This window comes from Streptomyces sp. NPDC002793 (genome assembly GCF_040295485.1).
Taxonomy (GTDB): domain Bacteria; phylum Actinomycetota; class Actinomycetes; order Streptomycetales; family Streptomycetaceae; genus Streptomyces.
Genome location: NZ_JBEOVL010000047.1, coordinates 18,515 through 39,834 on the forward strand (window position 1 = coordinate 18,515; position 21,320 = coordinate 39,834).

The 21,320-nt window shown below is 69.3% G+C and carries 15 protein-coding genes; 13 read left to right on the forward strand and 2 right to left on the reverse strand.

Annotated elements, in window-relative coordinates:
• Nucleotides 1-51: 51 nt before the first annotated feature.
• The 5 genes from ABT001_RS30565 to mobF all read left to right on the forward strand — a co-directional run bounded on the left by ABT001_RS30565 (nucleotide 52) and on the right by mobF (nucleotide 9,575).
• Nucleotides 52-2,343: an ATP-binding protein gene (locus ABT001_RS30565; protein WP_351284211.1), complete on the forward strand. Its 2,292-nt coding sequence runs from the start codon at nucleotides 52-54 to the stop codon at nucleotides 2,341-2,343.
• A gap of 39 nt (nucleotides 2,344-2,382) precedes the next feature.
• Nucleotides 2,383-2,529, forward strand: coding sequence for a hypothetical protein (locus ABT001_RS30570; RefSeq protein WP_181396786.1), 147 nt, complete (start codon nucleotides 2,383-2,385; stop codon nucleotides 2,527-2,529).
• 97 nt (nucleotides 2,530-2,626) lie between these two features.
• On the forward strand, nucleotides 2,627-3,211 hold the full coding sequence (locus ABT001_RS30575; RefSeq protein WP_351284215.1) for a hypothetical protein: 585 nt from the start codon (nucleotides 2,627-2,629) through the stop codon (nucleotides 3,209-3,211).
• 520 nt (nucleotides 3,212-3,731) lie between these two features.
• Complete coding sequence (locus ABT001_RS30580; RefSeq protein WP_351284218.1) at nucleotides 3,732-4,559, forward strand: DUF3825 domain-containing protein; 828 nt, start codon at nucleotides 3,732-3,734, stop codon at nucleotides 4,557-4,559.
• A gap of 768 nt (nucleotides 4,560-5,327) precedes the next feature.
• The gene (gene mobF, locus ABT001_RS30585; RefSeq protein ID WP_351284221.1) at nucleotides 5,328-9,575 is read left to right on the forward strand and encodes a MobF family relaxase; all 4,248 of its coding nucleotides are present in this window, start codon (nucleotides 5,328-5,330) and stop codon (nucleotides 9,573-9,575) included.
• A 218-nt stretch (nucleotides 9,576-9,793) separates the two neighbouring features.
• Here mobF and ABT001_RS30590 read toward each other — a convergent pair whose 3' ends face one another.
• Nucleotides 9,794-10,348: a hypothetical protein gene (locus ABT001_RS30590; RefSeq protein ID WP_351284224.1), complete on the reverse strand. Its 555-nt coding sequence runs from the start codon at nucleotides 10,346-10,348 to the stop codon at nucleotides 9,794-9,796.
• 56 nt (nucleotides 10,349-10,404) lie between these two features.
• Complete coding sequence (locus tag ABT001_RS30595) at nucleotides 10,405-11,454, reverse strand: peptidoglycan DD-metalloendopeptidase family protein (protein ID WP_502967549.1); 1,050 nt, start codon at nucleotides 11,452-11,454, stop codon at nucleotides 10,405-10,407.
• Between the two features lie 1,163 nt (nucleotides 11,455-12,617).
• Between ABT001_RS30595 and ABT001_RS30600 the strand changes: the two genes are divergently transcribed.
• The 8 genes from ABT001_RS30600 to ABT001_RS30635 all read left to right on the forward strand — a co-directional run bounded on the left by ABT001_RS30600 (nucleotide 12,618) and on the right by ABT001_RS30635 (nucleotide 21,248).
• Nucleotides 12,618-12,932, forward strand: a complete 315-nt coding sequence (locus ABT001_RS30600; protein WP_351284227.1) for a hypothetical protein — start codon at nucleotides 12,618-12,620, stop codon at nucleotides 12,930-12,932.
• A 2-nt stretch (nucleotides 12,933-12,934) separates the two neighbouring features.
• Nucleotides 12,935-13,708, forward strand: coding sequence for a hypothetical protein (locus ABT001_RS30605; protein ID WP_351284230.1), 774 nt, complete (start codon nucleotides 12,935-12,937; stop codon nucleotides 13,706-13,708).
• A 22-nt stretch (nucleotides 13,709-13,730) separates the two neighbouring features.
• The gene (locus ABT001_RS30610) at nucleotides 13,731-15,551 is read left to right on the forward strand and encodes a hypothetical protein (protein ID WP_351284233.1); all 1,821 of its coding nucleotides are present in this window, start codon (nucleotides 13,731-13,733) and stop codon (nucleotides 15,549-15,551) included.
• Nucleotides 15,552-15,554: 3 nt separating this feature from the next.
• Nucleotides 15,555-17,084 carry an SCO6880 family protein gene (locus tag ABT001_RS30615; RefSeq protein WP_351284236.1) on the forward strand — a complete coding sequence of 510 codons (1,530 nt, stop codon included), beginning with the start codon at nucleotides 15,555-15,557 and terminating at the stop codon, nucleotides 17,082-17,084.
• Entirely contained in the window at nucleotides 17,084-18,637 is a 1,554-nt protein-coding gene (locus ABT001_RS30620; RefSeq protein ID WP_351284239.1) for a putative type IV secretion/conjugal transfer ATPase, read from the forward strand. The genes ABT001_RS30615 and ABT001_RS30620 overlap by 1 nt, the downstream gene beginning before the upstream one ends.
• A gap of 4 nt (nucleotides 18,638-18,641) precedes the next feature.
• Nucleotides 18,642-20,378: a type IV secretory system conjugative DNA transfer family protein gene (locus ABT001_RS30625; RefSeq protein WP_351284242.1), complete on the forward strand. Its 1,737-nt coding sequence runs from the start codon at nucleotides 18,642-18,644 to the stop codon at nucleotides 20,376-20,378.
• The gene (locus tag ABT001_RS30630) at nucleotides 20,371-20,883 is read left to right on the forward strand and encodes a hypothetical protein (protein WP_351284245.1); all 513 of its coding nucleotides are present in this window, start codon (nucleotides 20,371-20,373) and stop codon (nucleotides 20,881-20,883) included. Before ABT001_RS30625 ends, ABT001_RS30630 begins: the two co-directional genes overlap by 8 nt.
• 77 nt (nucleotides 20,884-20,960) lie before the next feature.
• On the forward strand, nucleotides 20,961-21,248 hold the full coding sequence (locus ABT001_RS30635) for a hypothetical protein (RefSeq protein ID WP_351284248.1): 288 nt from the start codon (nucleotides 20,961-20,963) through the stop codon (nucleotides 21,246-21,248).
• Nucleotides 21,249-21,320 lie beyond the last annotated feature (72 nt).

Sequence of the window (21,320 nt, forward strand, 5' to 3'; positions counted from 1 at the left end):
CCGGGGCCCTCGCCCCATTCCCTGCCCCGCGCCGTCCAGGAGGACCGCACCATGACCGCTGTCGAGACCGTTCCCGCCGCCCTTCCGGCCGCCCGGCCGCAGGGACTCACCCCTCGTACCGTCCGGCGCCTGGCGACCGCTGAGCGCGTCCTGTACGGCGCCGGGGGTGTCCTCGTCGCGGCCGGCCCGCACACCAGCCACCTGCCCCTCCACGCGGCCGCCCTGGTCGCCGGAGCGGGCACCCTGGCACACCTGTGGCGCCGGACCCGCAGCGGCGGCAGCGGCCTCCTGACCGCCTGCTACCGAGCCCTGCCGGTCCTAGGCCTGTCCGGCTGCTACACGGCCGCCCTCGCCGCCCCGGGCGCCGCCTGGTGGGAGTTCGCCGCACCCATCGCCACGGCAGCCGCGGCCGGTATCGCCGCACCGGTAACCCGCTCCCTTGGTCTGCAGCAGGCAGCGGACGACCTCCCCCAGCTGGTCGTCGCGCACGGTGCGGAGCTGGACGTCGTCACCCCGGCCGGGCCGATGCCGGCCGACGCGTACGCGGCAGGTCTCCACCACATGTGGACCGCCTCGTCCGCGACCGGCGAGACCGCCCTGACGGCCGTTCACCGGCCCCACGACGACCGACCCGACTTCACCGCCGTAATCCTCGCCCCCGCCGGGGAGGCCGTCCCCCGCAACCTGGACCGGCACGCCGTGGCCGCCGTGTTCGACGTCCCGCCGGACGCCGTCATCCTGACCCCGGTCAAGGACTCCGGCCCCGGCCGTATCGCGCTGCGCGTCGCCCCCGCCGAGACCGATCAGGACGACGACGAGGTCCGCTCCCTATGGGAGCTGCGGGTGTCCGGCCCGTCCGGCGTCGCCCCCGGGATGCTCCTCGCCGACTACCGGCTGACGGACGACCGCCTCGTCGTCCGGGTCCAGGCCGCCGAGGACCACATGATCGACCTGCGCCGTAAGCCGCTGGCCCGGGCGCTGCGCATCGAAGACCCCGAACTGATCATGATCGAGACGGACGGCCTGGCCCACGGCGTCGTCACGATCTACCGGGAACACCCGCTCATTCACATCCGCGATGCGACCCGCGACGACCTCACGATGGACCAGGACGGCCGGGTGACCGTAGGCCTCCGGCATGACGGCCGCCCGGCCCGCATGAGGCTGTACGACCCGGAGCTGGGCGCTCTGACCGACCTCCTCGTCGGCGCCCCCGGGTCCGGAAAGTCGGTCACGCTGCTGACGCTCATCGCGGCTGAGCGGCTGTCCGGCGTCGTATCCGTCGTCGCGGACGCACAGGACGGCATGAGCCTCCCGGAGGCGGACGGCCGGGTGTTCCGCTTCGGCAAGGGCCGCGCCGCCATGGGCGCCACGCTCGCCGCGCTCTGCGCCGTCGCCGACTACCGCGAGCAGATCTCCGCCGCGAACGGCTGGGGCTCCTTCACGCTGGGCGACCCGTGGCCGCTGGTGATCGCGACCCTGGACGAGATCAACCGCGTCCTGGCCGCCGACGCCGACGTCCACGCCGACTTCCGGAAGTGGGTCGCCGGGATGATCTCCCGCGTCCAGCTCACCGGCCGCAAGCTCGGCATGGGCATCCGGTTCGCCGGCCAGTCCATCCACCTGGCCGACCTGGGCGATTCCGACAAGATCCGGAGCGGCGCACGGCAGGGCATGGTCTGGCTCGGCCGGGTCAACGGCACCATGACCAGCCGCATGGCGCAGGACATGACCGACCGCACCGTCGAGGTGACACCGATCCCGCCGTACTTCGGGGCAGGCGGCTCCTCGGAAGTCGCCGCGGCATGGACCGGCGAGGAGACCCCGCCCGGTCCGGTGACCGCCGGATGCGCCTGGATGATCCAGGGCGGCCACCCGGCCATGACCCGCGTGTTCCGCGCGGTGAAGAAGAACCGGACGTACCCGGGCCTGATTGCCCTTATGGAGGCCGCACCGGTCCCCGGTCTCACCCCGGAGGAAGTCGACGTCTTCGCCGTCGCGTACGCGGAAGCGCTGCCGTACGCGGAAGACCTGATGGTCAACGGGAAGGACAAGCCCGCCGCCAAGTCGTCCCCGGACGGCGAGCCCGGAGACTACGACGCCCCCCGCACCCGCCGGGCCGTCACCGTGACGAAAGCGTCGGCACCCGCTCTGTCCCTCCGGGATCGCGTCCTCGCCACCCTCGCCGAAGGCCCGCGCCGCACCCGGGAGATCCGGCAGGCGGTCGGCGTCGGCACCGACGGCGGCCCCGCCTCCGGGTCCGTCGACAACGCCCTGTCGAAGCTCGCCGACGAGGGGCACGTGGTCCGGGCGGGTCACGGAATCTGGTCACGTCCGCAGTAACCGGCCCCGCGGAGTCCATGCCGCCGCCACGATGGCGGCATGGACTTCGAATTCGACTGCTGGCGATGTGACACCACATGCGTCGTCTACGGCCGGCAGGTGGGCTTCTGGGTCGACCGCTACCGCCTCCCCGGCGAGTGGGAGTGCTGGAACTGCGGCGCCACGAACACCACACCCGACGACTAATGACCGCCCATCACACAGCAGCACACAGCAGGCCCGGAGCACCCCCCGCTCCGGGCCTTTCCCATGCCCGCGCACCGCCCTGTAGGAGGACCCCGCCATGTACGAGCCGACCACCGCCGAGCAGCTCCACGACATCGTCCAGTCCCCGACCGTTTACCAGCCGCAGCACCTCGCCCCGCCCGCCTACGCACATCAGCTGCACCCCGCGTTCCCCGCCCCGGCCGCCGACCCGTGCCGCGCCCTCGTCCAGATCGAGGAGACCGGCGCATGGGTGCTGGCCCGAGTGCCGGCCGCACCGCCCGTCCTCGTCCCGGCCGCCCCCGACGCCGCGCCCCGCCGCCCGCTGTCCGCCCTGGAGCGCGGCGCGATCGTCGTCGTCTCGTCCATCTGCGCCTTGACCCTCTCCGTTGGAGGAGCGCTCGCCATGGCCGGGCCGTACCTCGCCGACGTCGCCACGCTGCTCCTCGGTACCGCAGCCGTCATCGGCGCGGCGGCCGCCACGTGGGCCGGGCTCCGCATCTTCGGCGGCCTGTCCGGCGCCACCCGCGACCAGGCGACGACCGCACCCGCCCCCTCTCCGGTGGAGGTCAACATCACCGGCCATGGCGGGCCAGGCGGCCGCTGGGGCTCCCGTGGCGGCACCGGCGTCCGTATCGACCGGCTCACCATCAAAGGCCGCTGAGCAGCACTGTGACATCTCCCCGCTGACTACCGGGCTCCCGGGTCCTCCCTCGCGAAGGGGGCGACCCGGGAGCCCTTTTCGCGTTCCATGCGTGTGGTCACGCGAACGCGGCCGGCACGGCGGCAGGTCCAAGGCCGTCGATGAAGGTGTGGCCATCTACGCGCGATTCCTGCGGGCCAACGGGGTCACCGTCCCCGAGATCGCCCGCAAGCTGGTCATCACCTCGGGCAAGAACCAGGGCAGTGGCCCTCGGTCGCCACCTTCTACCGCATCCTCACCGAAGACACTGGCAACAGCACTTCATGAAGCCCCTGATGATGTCCAGGTACATGGGAAAGACTGTCGGACACTTCCGACACACGACCTTGAGAGAGTTCCTGTGACCAGCGAGAACCGCCCCTTGGCGTCACCAGCAGACCTTGCTCGTCTGAAGCAGCATTTCGACAGTGAGACGTCTCCAGCTCCGCCGACGCCGACGTCTGCGCCACGATCACCCCGCCCGTTTGGAACGTCTGGCAACGTGCTCTACGAATACGCACACATGGGTAAGGTCCGTTCGAGTCTCAACCTTCGCGAGGGCGCTGGTGATCCCGACTTGTTCGATCGCTTGGCGGATATAGCGGAGCCTGAGAACTGGGATGGGCGGGAGGCAGACTCGCCGGGCGGCAACCGCATTCTGCGCAACTACATCCGCTGGACGTTCGAGCGTGCACACCAACAGGGCAAGATCTCGTCGAGCAGCGATGCTTCCTACTCCGCCTTCAATACAGGGCTTGCAACCGCCCGACAGGAGACGATCTACGGGCTCTTCCGCCGCAACGACCGGCCCGACAGCCAGCCGTGGGTCTTCAGCGACTGGCGTTTGGAGAGCAAGCGCGACTTCATGGATCACTTCCCACCCTCCCTCCGCCCCGACTTCGTGACCTACACCGACAACCCGGCGGATTACATCTATGACTGGCGTCGGGAACTCGTTGTCAGCGTGGACCACATCCTCGACGATCAGGGAAACCTTGCCCGATTTCCCACAACACTCCAGGGAAACCCCCACCTTGCACGCATGGCGCTGAAGGGGGCCGTCGACGGAGCGGAGGACCGAGTCCGCCGCAACTACAAGGCAGCAGTGCCCACCTGGTACCCGGCACAGGACACGGTTCAGCTCCTGCTCCCGCTGTCGCTCCTTGACGCCAGCGTGGTGGACCTTGCGCTGGCGGTCTCTCGGCAAGGGGAGTTCTATCGTGGTCACACGGTTCTCACCACCGCCATGGCATACAACAACGCCCGGCTGCTGGCTCGCCCCGACAGCGATTGGCTGCAACCCGCTGCCGACGAAGAAGCTCCGTCGTAGCGAAAGGAACGCCGCCCAGCGGGTGTCGGCGGACATCCGCTGACACCCGCTGCGTTCAAGATCAACTCATTCCCTTTGACGCGTATCTGGGTCACACCCCACGCACGTCCGCCGTGTGCCGGTCATCGCTCCTCCCCGCCGGCGCCCACGAGGTTGCCGAGGCCATCCGGGCCTTTGTAAACGGAGAGCTCGGCGACGTCTTCCCCCGCTGGACCGCCACCGGGTCTCGACCCGGCTGCTGTCGGGCACCTCTGGCGCTCCCGATGAACGTCGCGCCGTCCGCCGTCGAGCCCCCTGGCCCTGTCTAACGACGCAGACTTTTCGTTCCCGCTGACATAGCCCTGCGCATCCCACTGACGCCCACTCCGCGCACGGCAGCAGGGTTCACCCGCAAGAGACACCTACCTGTCCGTTCCCGCGCGAGGCTGCATCGCTCGGCGACGGTGACCAGTGGGGTGAAGGAATGAGTTGGACGACTGGCGGCGCGGAAGATCGGAACGACTCTGCATCTTCGACGTCGAGTACCGACCCGTTCCGCCCATCGCACGGCGAGGCCGCAGCTCGATGCAAGGTCAGATCGACCAGTGCAGACCCGGATGCAGAGTCAGGCTGACATGTGCAGGGTCACCCGGTACACGGCAACACCGATCCGGAGGTACTGTCGACGGACCCAAAGATCAAAAAGAGAAGTACCAAGGTATGGCTGCGCCATACGTCAACGAACTTCAAGATCATCGACGCGGGAGGGGGTGAGTAGCGATGGCGTGGGTGACCACATTGGGCCCGGACACGCAACAGGTGGAGTACCGGCTGACCGGGCAGTGCGGATGCGACCTGGAGCACCAGGAGCAGCGCGAGGGGGAGGTCGAGGAGACCGACGCGCAGGTCGACTACCGCCTCGGCGAAGCGCGTGATCTGGAGTGGATCGGCGGCGGCCTCGCCGATGTCGGCCTGGTCGCCGGGCAGAGCGTCGACAAGGACCAGGCGCGCCTCCTGATGGACGGCCGGCACCCGCTCACGGGCGAACTGCTCGTGACGCCGAAGGTCGCCGTCGACCCGCGCGGCAAGGTTCAGGCGCGGCCCCTCGCCGTGGCGATCGAAGCGGCGGCCGCCGAGCACGGCGTGAGCACCGAGCAGATGCTCGGCGACGACGAGAAACTGGTGAAGCGCCTCGCCCGGCTGCAGCGCGGCGTGCACCGCGAGGGCGACCGTCACCGTGTCCCCTTCCGCGCGGCGGAGCAGCTCGCCGAGGCGACCGGCATCGACCTCGCCGAGCTGTACGGACGCGGCGGCGTGGCGAAGGCCCGCGAGTACGCCGACGTTCGTATCCGCGTCGGCAACCGCGGCTACGACGTGACTCTGGATCTGTCCAAGACCTACAGCACCGCCGTGGCGCTCGCCGGTGAGCAGATGTCCGAGGAACTGCGCGGCGCCTTCCTCGAGGTGGCCCGCGAAACGTTCGGCGCGATGGAGGGCTGGGCCGCGTACGCGATGGCGGGCGAGCACGGCAGCGGCAAGACCGCCGACCGCGTCGACACCTCCGGATTTCTCGGCTGGATGACCGTGCACTACTCCGCCCGCCCGGTGGATGGCGAGGTCGGCGACCCGCACCTGCACGTCCACGGCAACCTGGCGAACATGGCGTACGCCGAGGACGGCAAGTGGCGCACCGTTGGGGCCGGCGGCCGCGACATCCTGCGCCACGCGCACGCCGCCGATGCCCTGGTGAAGGCACGGCTGCGGCAGGTGACCGGCGAGCGGTTCGGGATGCGCTGGGAGCGACACGCCGAGACCGGCGCGTGGGAAGTCGTCGGCATCGACGAGGACCTGCGCCGTGCGTTCTCCCGACGCAACACCCAGATCACCGCGGCGGCCGCCGAGGAGGCGACGACCGGCGAGCAGAAGCTGATCGCCCGCCAGCTTGCCGAGGGCAAGAACATTACGATCACCCAGGCCGATGTGCGGGCCGCCTGGCGGGAGCGCGCCGAGGGTGTCGTCGATGACGTCGACGCGATGATCCGGCGTGCGATCCCCGGCCCCGAAGGCCCCGACGGCCCGTCCGTCGCGGGTCCCGGCGGCGGCCCCATCGTGCCCTCCCCCAGGGAGATCGCCGCGTTCATCTGGCGGCGCGAGGGCGGCCTGACCGAGTCGCGGAAGTCGGTCACCCGCGCCGACGTCCTGGCCCACGTGATCGACGCCTGCCCGTTCGGTGTGCCCGACATCGCGGCCGCCGAGGACCTGACGGACGCGGTGCTCGCCGTCGACGGTGAGGCGGTCGCGCTGCCGACCAAGGGCGCGGCGCACCTGACCAATCCTCAGCGGTACACCCACGCCTCGATCCTGGCTGCCGAGCAGACCATCGCCGAGACGACCGCCGAGCGGCTGAACGAGGGTGCGGCTCTGCTCACCGTCCGGGCCGCCGAGCTTGCCATCGCCGCGTTCGAGGCGCAGCGCACCTCCGACCCCGAGCGCCCGTTCGTCATGTCCGCGGAGCAGCGCGCCGCGACCCTACGGTTCCTCACCGCCGGGAACGGCGTCGACGTGCTGCGCGGCAAGGCGGGCACCGGCAAGACCACCATCATGTCGGCGGCCCGGATGGGCTGGGAGGCCGTTGGCCTTCGTGTCTCCGGGGCCGCCACCGCGGCGGTCGCCGCGTCCAAGCTGCAGGCCGAGTCCGGCATCGCGAGCGCCACGGTGGCGACGTGGCTGATGGACATCCGCGACGGTGGCCGCCGCATGGCCAGCACCGACGTCCTGGTCCTCGAAGAAGCCGCGATGGTGGACGACCGCGACGTCGCCGAGCTGCTCATGGCGGCCGCCGAGCACGGCGTGAAGGTCGTCCAGATCGGCGACTGGGCACAGCTCAAGGCCATCGGCGTCGGCGGCGGCTTCAAGCGCGCCCACGAGATCGTCGACGGACTGGAGCTGTCGGAGAACCGCCGGCAGAAGGACGCGGTGGAGCGGGCCGCGCTGGAGGCGTGGCTGGACGGCGGACGGCGCACCGCGCTGTCGATGCTCGCCGAGCACGGACGTGTCCACGCCGTGGCGACGCCCGACGACGCGTACGCCGAGATGCTCGGCGCGTGGAGGGACATCGTCGGCCGCCTGGAGGGCGACGTCCACGACCAGATCGAGGACCTGGTCGTCCTCGCCGCCCGCAATGCCGACGTCGAGGTCCTCAACCTCGGTGCCCGCGAGCTGCGCAAGAAGGACGGCGAACTCACCGGCGGCCACACCTACGCACTCGCCAGCGGCGAGCGCCTGGAGCTCGCCGCAGGCGACGTCATCCGGATCAAGCGCAACGACTACCGCACCCGCCGCGGCGGCGACGTCGACGTCCTCAACGGCTACCGAGGACAGGTCACCTACGCCGCCAAGGGCGGGGTCGCCGTCGAATGGCGCCGCCCCGCCGACGACGGCGGATACACGGCGGAACGCGCCTGGATCACCGCTGACCAGATCGCCGACGGCACCCTGCAGCACGGCTACGCGATGACCATCGCCGCCGCCCAGGGACTCACCTGCGACTACACCCTGGCCTACGGCGTGGGAGCGTCCGCGAACGACCTGTACCCGGCGATCTCCCGCGACCGGATCGCCACCCACCTGTGGCTGCCCGCCGACGTCGTCGAGAGCGAGGAGACCCGCCTGCGTCTCGGCGAGGCCCGCAGCGAGCAGGAGCGGCTGGAGCGGACTGTCGCCGCGTACGCCGACTCCCTAGAGAGCGACACCGACGACCGGATGGTCTCCGACGAGCTCACGCCGGCGCCCGAGGCCCGGCCCGCGCCCATCCCGCACCAGGTGCAGCCCGAGCTCGAGCGGGTCATCGAGGACACCATCGACCGCCACGACGAGCAGGAGTGCACCGAGGCAGTTCACGGACACTCAGAGCCCGCTGAGAGTGCAGCACAGGCTGTTTCCGTCCTGGCGGAGTCCGACGTGACCACCGAGCGCGCAGCGGACCGTCATCCCCGTCTGGACGCCACCCGGGGATGTCTGAAGGGCGAGAACGCACCGCAGCCCACCGACAGGCGGCAGGCCAGCCCAGACCAGCTGCTCGCTGCCGGGTTCGCCGCCCGCTCCGAGCCGCAGAAGGAGCGGCTGGAGTCGCAGTTCGAGGCGTGGGACGACCGCAAGTATGGGCACCTGTCCGCACAGCGGCTCACCTTCTTGATCGCCGATAGGGACGCTGAGGGCAGCCGCGCTGAGCGGCAGGCCGCCGACCTCACCCACCGGGCCGAGGCCAAGCGGGCACAGCTGGCCGCACCGGTCACCCCCGGACAGGAGCGGGCGGGCGAGGTCGCCACGGTGCTGGACCGTGCTGACGGACTCGCCGCCCTCGCCGCGACGGAGCGGCACAACGAGCACCAGGCGCGCGAGGCCCTGCGGCACGCGCAGGAGATCAACCGGCAACTGGATGAGGTGAAGGGCAAGTCGCGCCTCGCGCTACGGCTGGCCGGCACCAGCCGCAAAGAGAACCTGGCGCTCGCCGCCGAGTACGGCGAGAAGCAGAACGCGGCGTACCGGGAGATCCTCCGGGCCGGGCGGGCCGCCGAGGACGCCCGGCGCGAAGCATGGTCTACGATCCGTAGCCCGGAACTGATCGGCCTGTTCGAAGAACAGGGCTCCCGCCGGGAGGCCCCGCGCGACGTCGACGAGCTGCAGAACCGGCTCGCCGCGATGCGCGAACGACTCCCGGACATCGAGCGGATCACCAACCACACAGTCGCCCGGAGCGCCGACACCGCCGAGCGGCAGGCCACGGAACTCCAGGCCACCGCGCAGAAACACACCACCACGGCGGGCAAGCTCCAGGAGGAGAAGGCCCTGCGCTCGCGTATGGCGACCGAGGCCCCCACCCAGCATGCCCGCGAGGCACAGCAGCGCGCCGCCCACATCAAGCAGGCCCGGCAGCAGGCCGCCGAGCGGGCCCGCGAGAACACCCGGCGCGCACAGGACGAGTACCGGTACCAGCCGCCGACCCAGGGGCGCTCTGGGCCGTCCCTCGGACGCTGACCGTCCGAGGCCGCCACCGGGCTGATGACGCTGGGGCGCCCCGCAGAAGGCGCCCCCCAGGACCGTTTATGCCACCAGCTGGTGCAGGCCGACTGTGGTGGCCGCAGCCACGTCGAGCGCTGCCAGAGGTGCCACCCGCGTCCGCGCTGGATCACGGACCGGCCCCTGGTTCTTCCTGCTGACCTGTCAGCCGGCGACCTTCCGTTCCCAGTCTTTGATCAGGGTGTTGCTGCCGCGTTCTCCTCGGTGGTGAGGGACGCCAGCCGACGGCGCGTCCGCACCGTCAAAGGCGAGGCCGGACCGTGGATCGAGGTGAGCGCCGCGAGTAGGTCCGGTCCCAGCCGCTGGGCGTCGGCCGCAGGAAGCATTCGCCACAGGCTGTAGACGAGCTTGGTGGCATGGGCGGTATCGGAGTGCTGGCCGCCTAGGACGGTGGCGCGGAGCCGCGCTGTGTGCAGGTACCAGCCGACCGCGCCAACATGGTCACCGGCCAGATACGCCAGGTGAGCGCGGACCTCACGAATCTGGATCGTGTGCAGATGGGCTTCGCCGTGCTGCGCAGTGATCTGGGAGTCCAGGCGGTGTGCGTTCGCGGAGGCCTCAGCCAGTTGCCCGGCTGCTCCAGCGGCAGCGATCGCGGTGAGCTCTTTGCGTACGGCCTCCGGTACGGGCGACGGCTGCGCAGCCGAGGCGGAAGACTCCGGCGATTCGCCCGAGTCCCAGAACGCTGGAGTGACGATGCCCCACGGGAGGTAGAGGTCTTGCTCGGACAACTGCAGATCTCCCTGGGGTGCGGTTCGTGCTTGCGATGTACTGCTCATGGCGCAGGTCAGATGCTCAGTCCATGCTGCCGCAAGTACGGGATCGGGCTGATGTCCGAGCCGTACGCTGGACTGGTCCGGACCTCGAAGTGCAAGTGCGGTCCGGAGACGTTGCCGGTGGCGCCGGATAGGCCGATACGGGTGCCGCCCACCACCTTCTGCCCCGCCCTGACCTCGATCCTGGAGAGGTGGGCGTACTGGCTGTACATGCCGTCGGCGTGGTGGATGACGACCTGGTTGCCGTAGGCGCCCCCCGGGCCGGCGGCGACGACGATGCCCGGGCCGATCGACTTGAGCGGAGCGCCGACCGGGACGACGAAATCAATACCCGTGTGATAGCCGCTGGACCACATCGGACCGCGCTGCCGGTACGGGGTGCCCGCAGCTCCGTCGGTCGGCAGGGTCCATCCGTCGGCCGAGCCGCCGTCGGCAACCATCTCCGCGGACATCGCCATGATGTTCTTGACGTAGTGATAGGTCTGACCCTCAGCGAAGGACTCCGGGGGAACTCCCCTGTACTGGTCGACACGGCCCCAGCCTGCGTTGTAGCCAGCCAGCGCCTGTTCTACCGGGCTGCCTTTGTACTCCGGATGCGCCTTGCCCTTCTTCAGCAGTGAGCACATGAAGTCGGCCTGGGCAGGGATAGCGTCCTTGGGATCCCACACGTCCTTCCGACCGTCTCCGTTGCCGTCTCGCCCCCAGGTCTGCCACGTGCCGGGCATGAACTGCGCGATGCCCTGTGCACCTGCGCTGCTGCCCGCGTCGGGCCGAAAGCCGGACTCCTGCTTCAGCTGCGCCGCCAGGATCGCCGGCGGCAGGCCTTGGCTGCAGGACGCGGACGCGTCGAGGATCAGTTGCGCGTACTGGGGCGGAACGCCGTTCTTGCCTCCGATCCTGAGTCCGCTGCCTGTTGGCTGCTGCTCGCCGCCCCCGTCCCCTCCGCTGCCTACATCGTCATCGTCGAATGCGGCGATCAACATGATCAATCCCAATCCGAGTGCGACCGGTGTCATGACCATTCCGGTCGACACCACAGCCAACAGGCGTTTGAAGCTCACCCAGTCCCCCTCTGGCCCGCCTCTTGCGTTTGCTCCCCGAAAGACGCCCTTTCCGGGCCTCCCGTCGTGGGTCAAGTTGCCAAGACTTTGTAATTCTGCGTGACACTATGCCATTAGCACTTATCAGCAGGCCTGTTGATGATCCGCTTGCTCGCTGTTGATGTGACGCGTGTAAGGTCTCTGTGCGCTCTGGACACGCTCGCCGAGATGCGAATGATTTACGTGTGCGAACGTTTGCGGGATGATTACGGGGGGATTGTGGCGAAAAGGAGCGATCCTGCGCCTGTGTTGCCGGACGGTGCCCGCTTGATGGTGCCGGTCATGGCAGCCACAGGCGGCAGTGGACGGTCAACTGTGGCCAATCTGCTGGCCTGCGGGCTGGCGCTCTCCGGCAGAACGGCTGTGCTGGACACCGGGCCACGGTTGTCCTCACCCTGGCCGACTTGGACGAATGGGCAGACCGCGAAGGGCCTGTCCTCGCTGCCTGCCGATCGGCCGCTCTCGCGCACCCTGGTGCAGCAGGCGGCTGCGCAGCGCCCGGGCATGGCGGCGGACAGCAGCTGGCAGGTCCTCACCGACGGCCGCGAGTGGCACAGCGCACCGCTTGTGCTACCTCAGAACCCGGCCGCGTGGCACCAGTTGGCCGCGATCGGCAACTGGCAGGCTGTTATCGCCGACACGTCACATCCGGTCGCTCATGACGTACTCGCCGCCCGCTGTGAGGACCCAGCAGGGATGACCCGCGGATGGTGTGATCTGCCCTGCGCCATCCCGGTTCTGTGCGCGGCCGCCACTGCGAGCGGCATACAGGCGCTGCAACAGGCGGTAATGGCGATGCACGCCGATAGCTTGCCGCTGCGTCGAACGGTCGCCGTGCTGGTGGGTACCTCCGATGGCCGACCACCGGCGGTTGTACGGGCCGGAGCAACGATGCTCGCCCCTCGTACCTTCGCCGTGCTCCACCTCCCGCACGACCCGGGTATCAGAGCCCATGGGCTTCGCGAACCCGCTCGGCTGCGCTCGCGCACCCGACAGGCGGCTACCGCACTCGCGGACGCCGTCCTGGCTGCGGCTCAGGCCGCCTGGGGCAAGCCCCTCCCCCCAGCGCCCCGGCCCCGCCCACTTCCTATGTCTGCCCCCAGCAAGTTGATGAGGTATCCGCTATGAGCCAGATCATGGACACCCTGACCACTATCGCCGCCGACCCTGTGCCCACAGTGGTTCCCGCTCTGCCGGCCGAAGTCAACAATTCCGTCAACCAGATCCTCAGCTGGACAGCGGGCCTCGGGCTGGCCGGTGCAGTCCTTGGCGGCCTGCTGGGCTGGGCCTTCGTTGCCGTCGGCCACAACACAGAACGTGCCCAGCTCGCGGCCCGCGGCAAGCAGGGCATCCTGTGGAGCCTGATCGGCGCAGGCGGCATTGGCTTGACGAGCGCCCTCGTCCTGTCCTTCTACAACATGACGAAGGGCGGAAACTGACCGTGTCCGCCCTCGACCGCAAGGCACGCCGGGCCAAGTTCACGCTGATCGGGCTCGGCGCCCTGGTGGGCGCGGTACTCGTCGGCGGCGGCGTCAGCGCCTTCCTGCTCCTCGGCGGCGAGGAGACGGCGTCCTCGACATCAGGGAAGCCGTCGGCAAGTGCTTCACCGTCGCCGACGCAGTCTTCGACAGGAAGCTCAAAGCGCTATACGCCCGCGACGGGACAAAAAGCAACGCTGGTCGGTCCGACGGGCCATAAGAACGGTGTGTCCATCGGCTTCCCACACACCGCCAATGGTGCGATCTCGGCCGTGGTTTCCTTCTGGGAGGAGTACGCCTGGCTGGACGACACTCAGGCCAGGCAGCAGTTGGCGGTCGTCACCTCACCCGACGCCGTCGGTTACATCGACGAACAGATCTCCGAAGTCCGCAAGCTGCGTGAAGGCGCGGGCCTGCCACCGTCCGGTCCTGCGCCAGCACAGATCACCTTCACCACCGACGTGCACGCGGTGCGAGCAACATCTTTGGACGACACCGGGGATGTGGTGCAGGTCTGGATGAGCTACGACCGTTACGGAACTCCCGCGGACGGAGGCCCCGACAAGGACCCTCTCAAGGGCGAGGCGGACGACCTCATCGTCAGGTGGCAGGACGGCCAGTGGAAGCTCACCAACGAGCCGAAGTACTGGAGTAAGCGGTCATTCCCCGTTGCCTACGACCCGGACTCCTCGTACGCGTGGCAGGACGGATGGTCGCAGGTGCGTCGTGCGGACTGATCGGCACCCACTATGGGGTCGCTTGCTGTGCCTGGTAGCAGCGCTGCTGTGCTGCCTTGGCGCCAGTGTGGTCGTCGCGCCCGAGGCCCTCGCGTACGACCCGGAAATCCATAAAGATTACGGCCCGCCGAAGGCCTGGCCTGAGGAATGGGATCAGTGGCGGCCGGGAATCGACGCGGACGGCAACTACTGCAAGATCGAGCAGGCGGAAGAGGACGACAACTGCCGGGCGCCCAACGCTGGGGAGATGCCCGGCACGATCGACATCTGCGAGGGCGCGGACGGAAGGGGATCTCGCCAGGAGGGCTGCAACGACGAGGACCGGCAGGCCTTCGAGGTGCGCCAGCTGGAGAAGTGGCGTGAGAAGGCCAAGGGCGATCCTGGGTTCGAGAAGCTCGACAAGTTCATCACGGCCTGTGTGGAAAAGGGCGGCATGTTCCTGGACTGCCGCAAGCAGGGCTACGAAAAGCACCCGCCGCCAGCCACGACACCGGCGGACTGGGTCGGCGGGAAGCTCTCGGAGATCGCGCGTGATGCCCTTGAGGAGGCGGCCCAGCACATCGGCAACGCCGTGGTGTGGCTGCTCAAGGAGTTTGCGGAGATCTTCAATTCCGCGTCGACCATCAACCTGGGAGAGACCGGCATCAGGTCGGTTACCGGCATCATGACCGCTCTGTCCCTCGTGATCGCCACGTTTCTGTTGTTGCTGCAATTCGGGAAAGTCGGGATCAGCCAGCGCGGTGAGCCAGCCGCCACCGCATTCGCCGGCCTGGCCAAATGGGCGGTCATCTCCTCCGTGTACCTGCTCGTGACGCAGACCGCCCTTGGCTGGTCCGACGAGGTAAGCACCTGGATCATCAACTACACCTTCGAGGGCGGCGGATCGACCAAAGGGGATGCCACCAAGGCCATGCAGCAGCAACTCGGCACGCTCTTCGGCGGTCTGATCGTCGGCGGCGGCGGTACCGCCACGGCCGCTGGTGCACTCGTCACAGGTGAAGGGGTGGCGGCCGCGGCTATCGGGGTCGTCCTCGTCATCGGCATCGTGTGCATCCTGGCCATCGCTGCTCTGTGGATCGAGATCCTACTGCGCCAGGCCGGAATCATGATCCTTGTGGCGACAATGCCGATCGTGCTTGCCGGGCAGCTGTCGGACGCCACGTCCGAGTGGTGGCCGAAAGCCCGCAACGCGTTGATCGCCCTGATCCTGATGAAACCCATGATTGTGCTCTGCTTCGCGATCGGATTCGGCGCGATGTCGCAGGGCAAGGGCGCCTACAACATGTTCGTCGGCCTGGTCATCTTCCTGATGGCATGCTTCGCCTGGCCAGTGATCGCGAAGTTCATGACGTTCTCCACCGTCGGCGGCGGCAGCTCGATGGCGTCCGGACTGATGAGTTCGATCGGCTCCTCGGCGTCGTCGATGACCGGTGGCTACCGCCCGGAGATGGCCGGAGCCGGCACCGTCGGCGGCGGCAGCGGCTACACCCGCGCCCTGGAACAGGACACCTCCCAGACCATGGCCAGCGGCGCCAACGCCGCAGGAAAGCGCGGCTTCGGTTCCAAGGTCATGGGCTCGATCGGACTGCCCCTGCAGGTCCTGGCCGCCGGTAAGGACGTAATGGAGTCCGGGATGGCCAACACCGCAGCCCACGCCGGCCTGGACAGCGGATCGCCCGGCGGCCGCCAGGCGGTCATCCCCCCGCGGCGCCCAAGCAGTGCAACGGCAGAGGCGGCACCCGCAGGTGCAGCCTTGCCGCCCACCGCCGGGGAATCGGCTCCGGCGCCTGCCCCTCGCCCGTCCAACATCGCGGACGACACACGCAAAAAGAACGGGGGCTGATCCGTGGCGAACACACAACCCGTCACCTACGGCGGCTGGCAGTCGGAGAAGTCCGGCTTCATGGGGCGACTGTCCGGCGCCGGCTTCGCCCTGGTGGCGGTGGCATCGGTCATCGCCCTGATTCCGATCAACATCGGCAGCTGGAGCGCCGCTCTGGTGTGCATGCCAATATCCCTGCTCCTGCTCCTGCTCGCCTTCGGGCGTGTCATGGGGCTGAGCGCCGACGAGTGGATCGTCCTCGCAGTAAGGCATCAGATCGCCGTGGCAAAGCAGCGGAACCTGTTTTTCAGCGGGGCGTTCGCCCCAGCGTCCCAGACGACGGGCGAGCAGCCCATGGACCTTCCCGGGGTTCTGGCGCGGCTACGGATCCTGCAGGCCCCCGACGGGCTCGGCGGACAGCTCGGAGTCGTGCACGATCCGGTCGTCGGCGTATACACCGCTATCGCTCGCGTGACCTTCCCTGGCCTGGCACTGGTCGATACCGACAAGCAGACGTCCCGGGTCGGCGCCTGGGCAGGGCTGCTGCGGTCCTTCTGCACGGAGGACTCGCCCATCGTGCGAATCGGCGTGCATCAGCGATGCCTGCCTGACGACGGCGCGGCCTTGCGGTCGTGGACTGCCCGACACCTCACCCCCGACGCCCCGGCTGCCGCGGTGACCGCACTTGCCGAGGTCATGGAGGGCGCAGGCCCTGCGGCCACATCACGGGAGACCTACCTGTCGGTCACGATGTCTGCCGCACGGGCCCGGCTCGCCATCAAGGGCGCCGGCGGCGGTCAGGTCGGTGCCGCCGCCGTCCTGGTACGTGAGACCACCGCGATGCTCGGCGCGCTGAGCACCGCAAGCGTGCAGGTCGTCGATTGGCTCTCGCCCCGCGCCGTCGCCCAGACCGTGCGTACTGCGTATGACCCCGACGCCCATCTTGAACTCGCAACACGGAACGCGGCCGCGGAGGAGAAGGGCTGGGGCGGGCTTGCGCCAGGTGTCGATCCGGCGCTCGCAGGCCCGGCGGCCGCGGAGAGCGGCTGGGGCACCTACCGGCACGACGGTGCCTGGAGTGTCACTTATCAGGTGCGGACCTGGCCGCAGTCCGAGGTGTACGCCACGTTCTTGCAGCCGCTGCTTCGGCCGCGGCAGAACGCACGCCGGTCCATGAGCCTCGTCTACGAGCCCATCGGCCCCCGCCGTGCCCGCCAGGAGCTGGCGCGGGAGAAGGCCAAACGCAGCTCCGCTCGCCATCTGCGGGCCAAGACCGGCCGGGACGAGTCCGAGGACGAGCGCCGCGAAGCCCTCATCGCCCGTACCCAGGACGCGGCCCGGGCCGCCGGCCAGGGGGTGGTGCGGATGACCGCCCTGCTGGCCGTCACTGTCACCGACTTCGGGGAGCTCGAGACGGCGTGCGCCGAGTTGCAGGCCGACGCCGCGTCGGCCGGCCTGGAGCTGCGGCGTATGTGGGGCGCCCAGGACGTCGGCTTCGCCGCCGCCGCGCTCCCGCTCGGCCAAGGCCTTCCCGATCGACGAATGGGCTTTTGATGAGACTGCTCCCGCGCCGCCGTGCCGACGGCGACACGCTACTGGAAGCTGCCGGGCTCGGTGAGGCCAGCGGCCTGAAGGCCAGGAGCGCTCCGGACCAGACCGCGCAGTCCGCCCGCGACCTGCGCCGGGCACGGCTGCTGGAGAACCCGGACACCGTCATGCGGATCGCTCCGCGCAAGGGGTGGCCACAGCCGTTTGCCGGTCGGGCCGCTTCCCTGCCGCGCACCGAGGTGGTCCGGGCGGACACCACGACGGCCGCCGGGGCCTTCCCATTCCTGCACGCCGCGACCCTGCCGCCGGTGGGCGCCTACATCGGCCAGAACACTCTGACCACGCAGGCGTTCTCCGCGCACCCGGCGGTGTGGGTCAGCGAAGGGCTGTGCACCAACCCGAACGTGATGATCACAGGTATTCCCGGGTCGGGGAAGTCCGCGCACGTCAAAGCGCTCGCATTCCGTTTGATGGCATTCGGGCATCGGACGCTGATTGCCGGCGACGTGAAGGGCGAGTACGCCGGGCTGTGCCGTCACCTGGGGGTCGAGCCGGTCCGGCTCGGCCCCGGGCTGCCGGGCCGACTCAACCCCCTGGATGCCGGGCCGCTCGGCACCGGTCTGGAGGCGGTCAAGGACCCTGCCGAATTCCGCAGCCGTCTGCAGGAGATCCACCGCCGCCGCCTCACCCTCCTCAAAGCGTTGCTGGAGCTCCAGCTCAAGCGGACGCTGCAGCCCCAGGAGGAGGAAGCGCTCGATGTCGCGGTCCGCGAGGTGACCGGCGAATTGCACGGACAGAGCCGCCTCGCCGTGCCGACGCTTCCCCTCGTCTACAACAAGCTCCGCGACCCGACCGACGCCATGGCCCGGGAACTACGGGTGCGTGATGGGGAGGTGCAGCTCGCGCGCGAGCAGATGGTCTCTATCCGCTCCGCACTGGGCGGCATGGTCAACGGCCATCTGGGCGGCCTGTTCGACCAGGAGACATCCATCGGTCTGGACTGGGAGGCCCCGATCCAGTCGGTCGACATCAGCGCCCTGGAGGACTACGGCGACGAAGTCGTCGCCATGGTCCTGTCCTGCGTCTCCTCCTGGGCGCAGTCGGCCATTGACCGGCCAGGGAACCGACCCTGGGTCGTCGTCCGGGACGAATTGTGGCGGCAGATGCGCTCCGGCGGCGCCGCGATGGTCAAGAAGATCGATGCCGACCTGAGGCTGTCCCGGGCCACCGGGACCATCCAGGTCCTCGCCACCCACCGGCTCTCCGACTTCGAATCGGTCGGCGCGGCCGGCTCCGAGGCGGTCGCCGTCGCCAAGGACCTGATCTCCTCCTGCGAGACCCGTATCCAGCTTGCCCAGGACACCAGACCCCTGCAGATCACCCGCGAGGTCATCGGACTGACCGACGCCGAATGCGACCTGATCGGCTCATGGGGAGCAGGACAGCGCGGCCGGGCTCTGTGGAAGGTCGGCCGGGGCGGCGGCTCCCACGCCGTCCAACTGGTCCTGTCCCACACCGAGGAGAAGCTCTTCGAGACCGACGAGAAGATGGTGATCTGAGCCCGTGGGTTCCGAGAAGACCGGACGCGGCGCGGGGGGTGCTGCCCTGGATGACAACACTCTGCTCGCCGCCTACGGGGCCGGCCTTGTCCTCACCGTCTCCGCCGCATCCCTGGCCGCAGCCCCGCTCGCCGCGCTGCTGTCCGGCCGGGGCTGGGCCACCAGTGAGAGACCGCTCCCCGCGACCGTGTTCAGCTCGGTGGTGAGGGGACCTGCCTCCGTCTACGAGCCGGCCCCGCCCAGCTGGCTGTTCTACGGGCTTCTCGTGCTGCTGGCCCTGGTGTTCTTCGCTCTGGTACTCAAGGCGGTGTCGGCGCTCAATGGCTTCGGCAGCACCGGTGGAGCGCAGTGGGGCGGCGCGAAGGTGGAACGCAAGCTCTCCGCACCACAGGACCCGGTCAGGCGCGCCAACCGGATCACGGCCGGGCGCGGGATGCGTACCAAGAAAATCGTGGCTGCCCAGCCCAACATCAGCGCCACGGTGTTCGGGGTCCCAGGATCGTCCAAGACGACAGGACTGGTGCTGCCGAACGCCGCCGAGTGGCAGGGGCCCCTGGTCGTGACGACCACCAAGGCCGCAGACCTGGACATCATCTACGCGCGCCGCCGGCACTTCGGCCCGGTATGGGTGATCGCCCCCGCAGGGATCCCCGGCCGCGCCACACAGAAGTGGTCCCCGGTGGACTACTGCACCGACGCCAAGGCCGCCGACAGGATGGCCGCATGGATGGCGGAGGCATCCTCATCCGGCGACGACAAGCGAGCCGCCCCCTGGATCGACCAGGCCAAGAGCGTACTCAAGGGAGTCCTGCTCGCCGCGAACCTCTCTGGCGGCGGCGTGAGCGCGATGCGCCGCTGGCTGGGCCTGGGCAAGGACGCCGTCGACCACGTCCGCGCCGTCCTGCTGCAGCACGGCTACACCGAAGCCGCTGACGACTACGCCTCACCCTGGCTGCGCCTCCACGACGACGGCATCGGCAGCATTCAGTTCAGCCTCAACGTGCTGGCGCGTGTCTACGCCGACGAAGAAGTCCGCGAGACGTGCTCGGACACCGACTTCACCGTCGAGGAGCTCCTGGACCAGAACGGCACCGTCTGTCTCATCGCGTCCGAAGCCGACGCGGAACGCTTCGCACCGCTGCTGACCTCGATCATCGCGTCGATCATCCACGGCGCGGAAGTCCGCTACAACTCCACCGGAAAGCCCCTGGACCCCTCGCTCGGCGTGATGGTCGACGAGGCCGGCAACATGCTCCGCTACCCGCGACTGCCGAACATTCTCACCACCGGCCGCGGCATGGGAATCGACGTCCTCACGGTGTGGCACGACCTCTCCCAGCTCCGGGACCGGCTCGGCACACAGAAGGCCAACACCGTGCTGTCCGCGAGCGGCCTGCGGATGCTGCTGCCCGGCTGCGGAGACCTGGAGACCCTGCGCTACTTCTCCGGCCTCTACGGACGCACCGAAGTCATGCGGACCTCTCACGGCCGCTCCCGCGGCGAGTACTCCACCAACACCTCCGCCACCGAGACCGACCTCGCCCCGGTGCACTCCCTGCAGCAGCTGCCCGACTTCACGGCGATCGCCCAGTACTCCAACCAGCCTCCGATCAAGGTCAGGATGCGGCTCACCTTCCGCGACAAGGACCTCAAGAAGCTGCTGGCCGCCCCCGTTCCTCCGACGGGGACGGTCAGCTTCACCAAACCCGCCGCACCAGGGAAGGCCGGCCCCCGTGCCTGATGCCCTCGACCACCCAGCCTCCCTATGGCAGACACCGGACGCCGTCCAGCAGGAGCCGCAGCGGTGGGTGTGGGCGGCGATGAACCCACCCGAGCGCCGCGCCCGGATGCGTGAACTCGCGACCTGGGTCGACTGGCTGCGCCGGACTTTCGAACTTCACAACAACATTCCGCCCTGCTGGTACCGCCACCCTCCCGTCGTGGAACATCTGACCGCCCTGTACGCCGGGTGGATCCGCACGTACGCAGGTGAACAGGCGCCCGGGCGGGAGCTCGCCGAGGCCGACTGGATCAACACCCTGCACAACTTCACGCCCCGCCTGCAGCTGGCCGCCTGCGCCAGCGGCCGGCACCAGGACCCTCCGCCGCTTGTGCCCCCACCGCCCGGTGCCGCCGAGGCTTTCGAGATGTACCTCGTCACCGCGGAGGCCACCACCGCCGCCGCCGTGCACCCGGCCGCGGCCGAGCTCGCCCGGCGCACCGCCGAACTGGATGCGCCGCTGTAGGCCATTCGGCGCCACCGAAGCCAGGGCTTGGGAGGATGTAGTGACAGAGAAGCGTCCAGCAGAGGAGACCTCCGCACATGCAGTTGGACCGACACGCGAAGTTGGCCTTGGCGTACTGGACGACGTACCGGCCGCAGGCGCTGCAGGATCTGGGCGATTCCCAGAAGCAGCTGGAGTTTTTCTACGTCCTGGGCCTGCGGGTGACGGAACGGGTGGGCGAGCTGACCGACGATCTGCTGGAGCAGGCACCGACCGGACAGCGCGCCCAACAGCGGAGGGCAGTACGGGCACAGGCGATGGAGATCATCTACGCGGAGGAGATCTACCTTCCCAAGGAGGAGGGGACCGAGCACCGCGAGATGTAGTCCTGCCGCGCTTCCAGCCTTCGGCGCAGACCGATCTCGCGCCCGCCGGACAGACAGAGCGCGCCCGGGCCA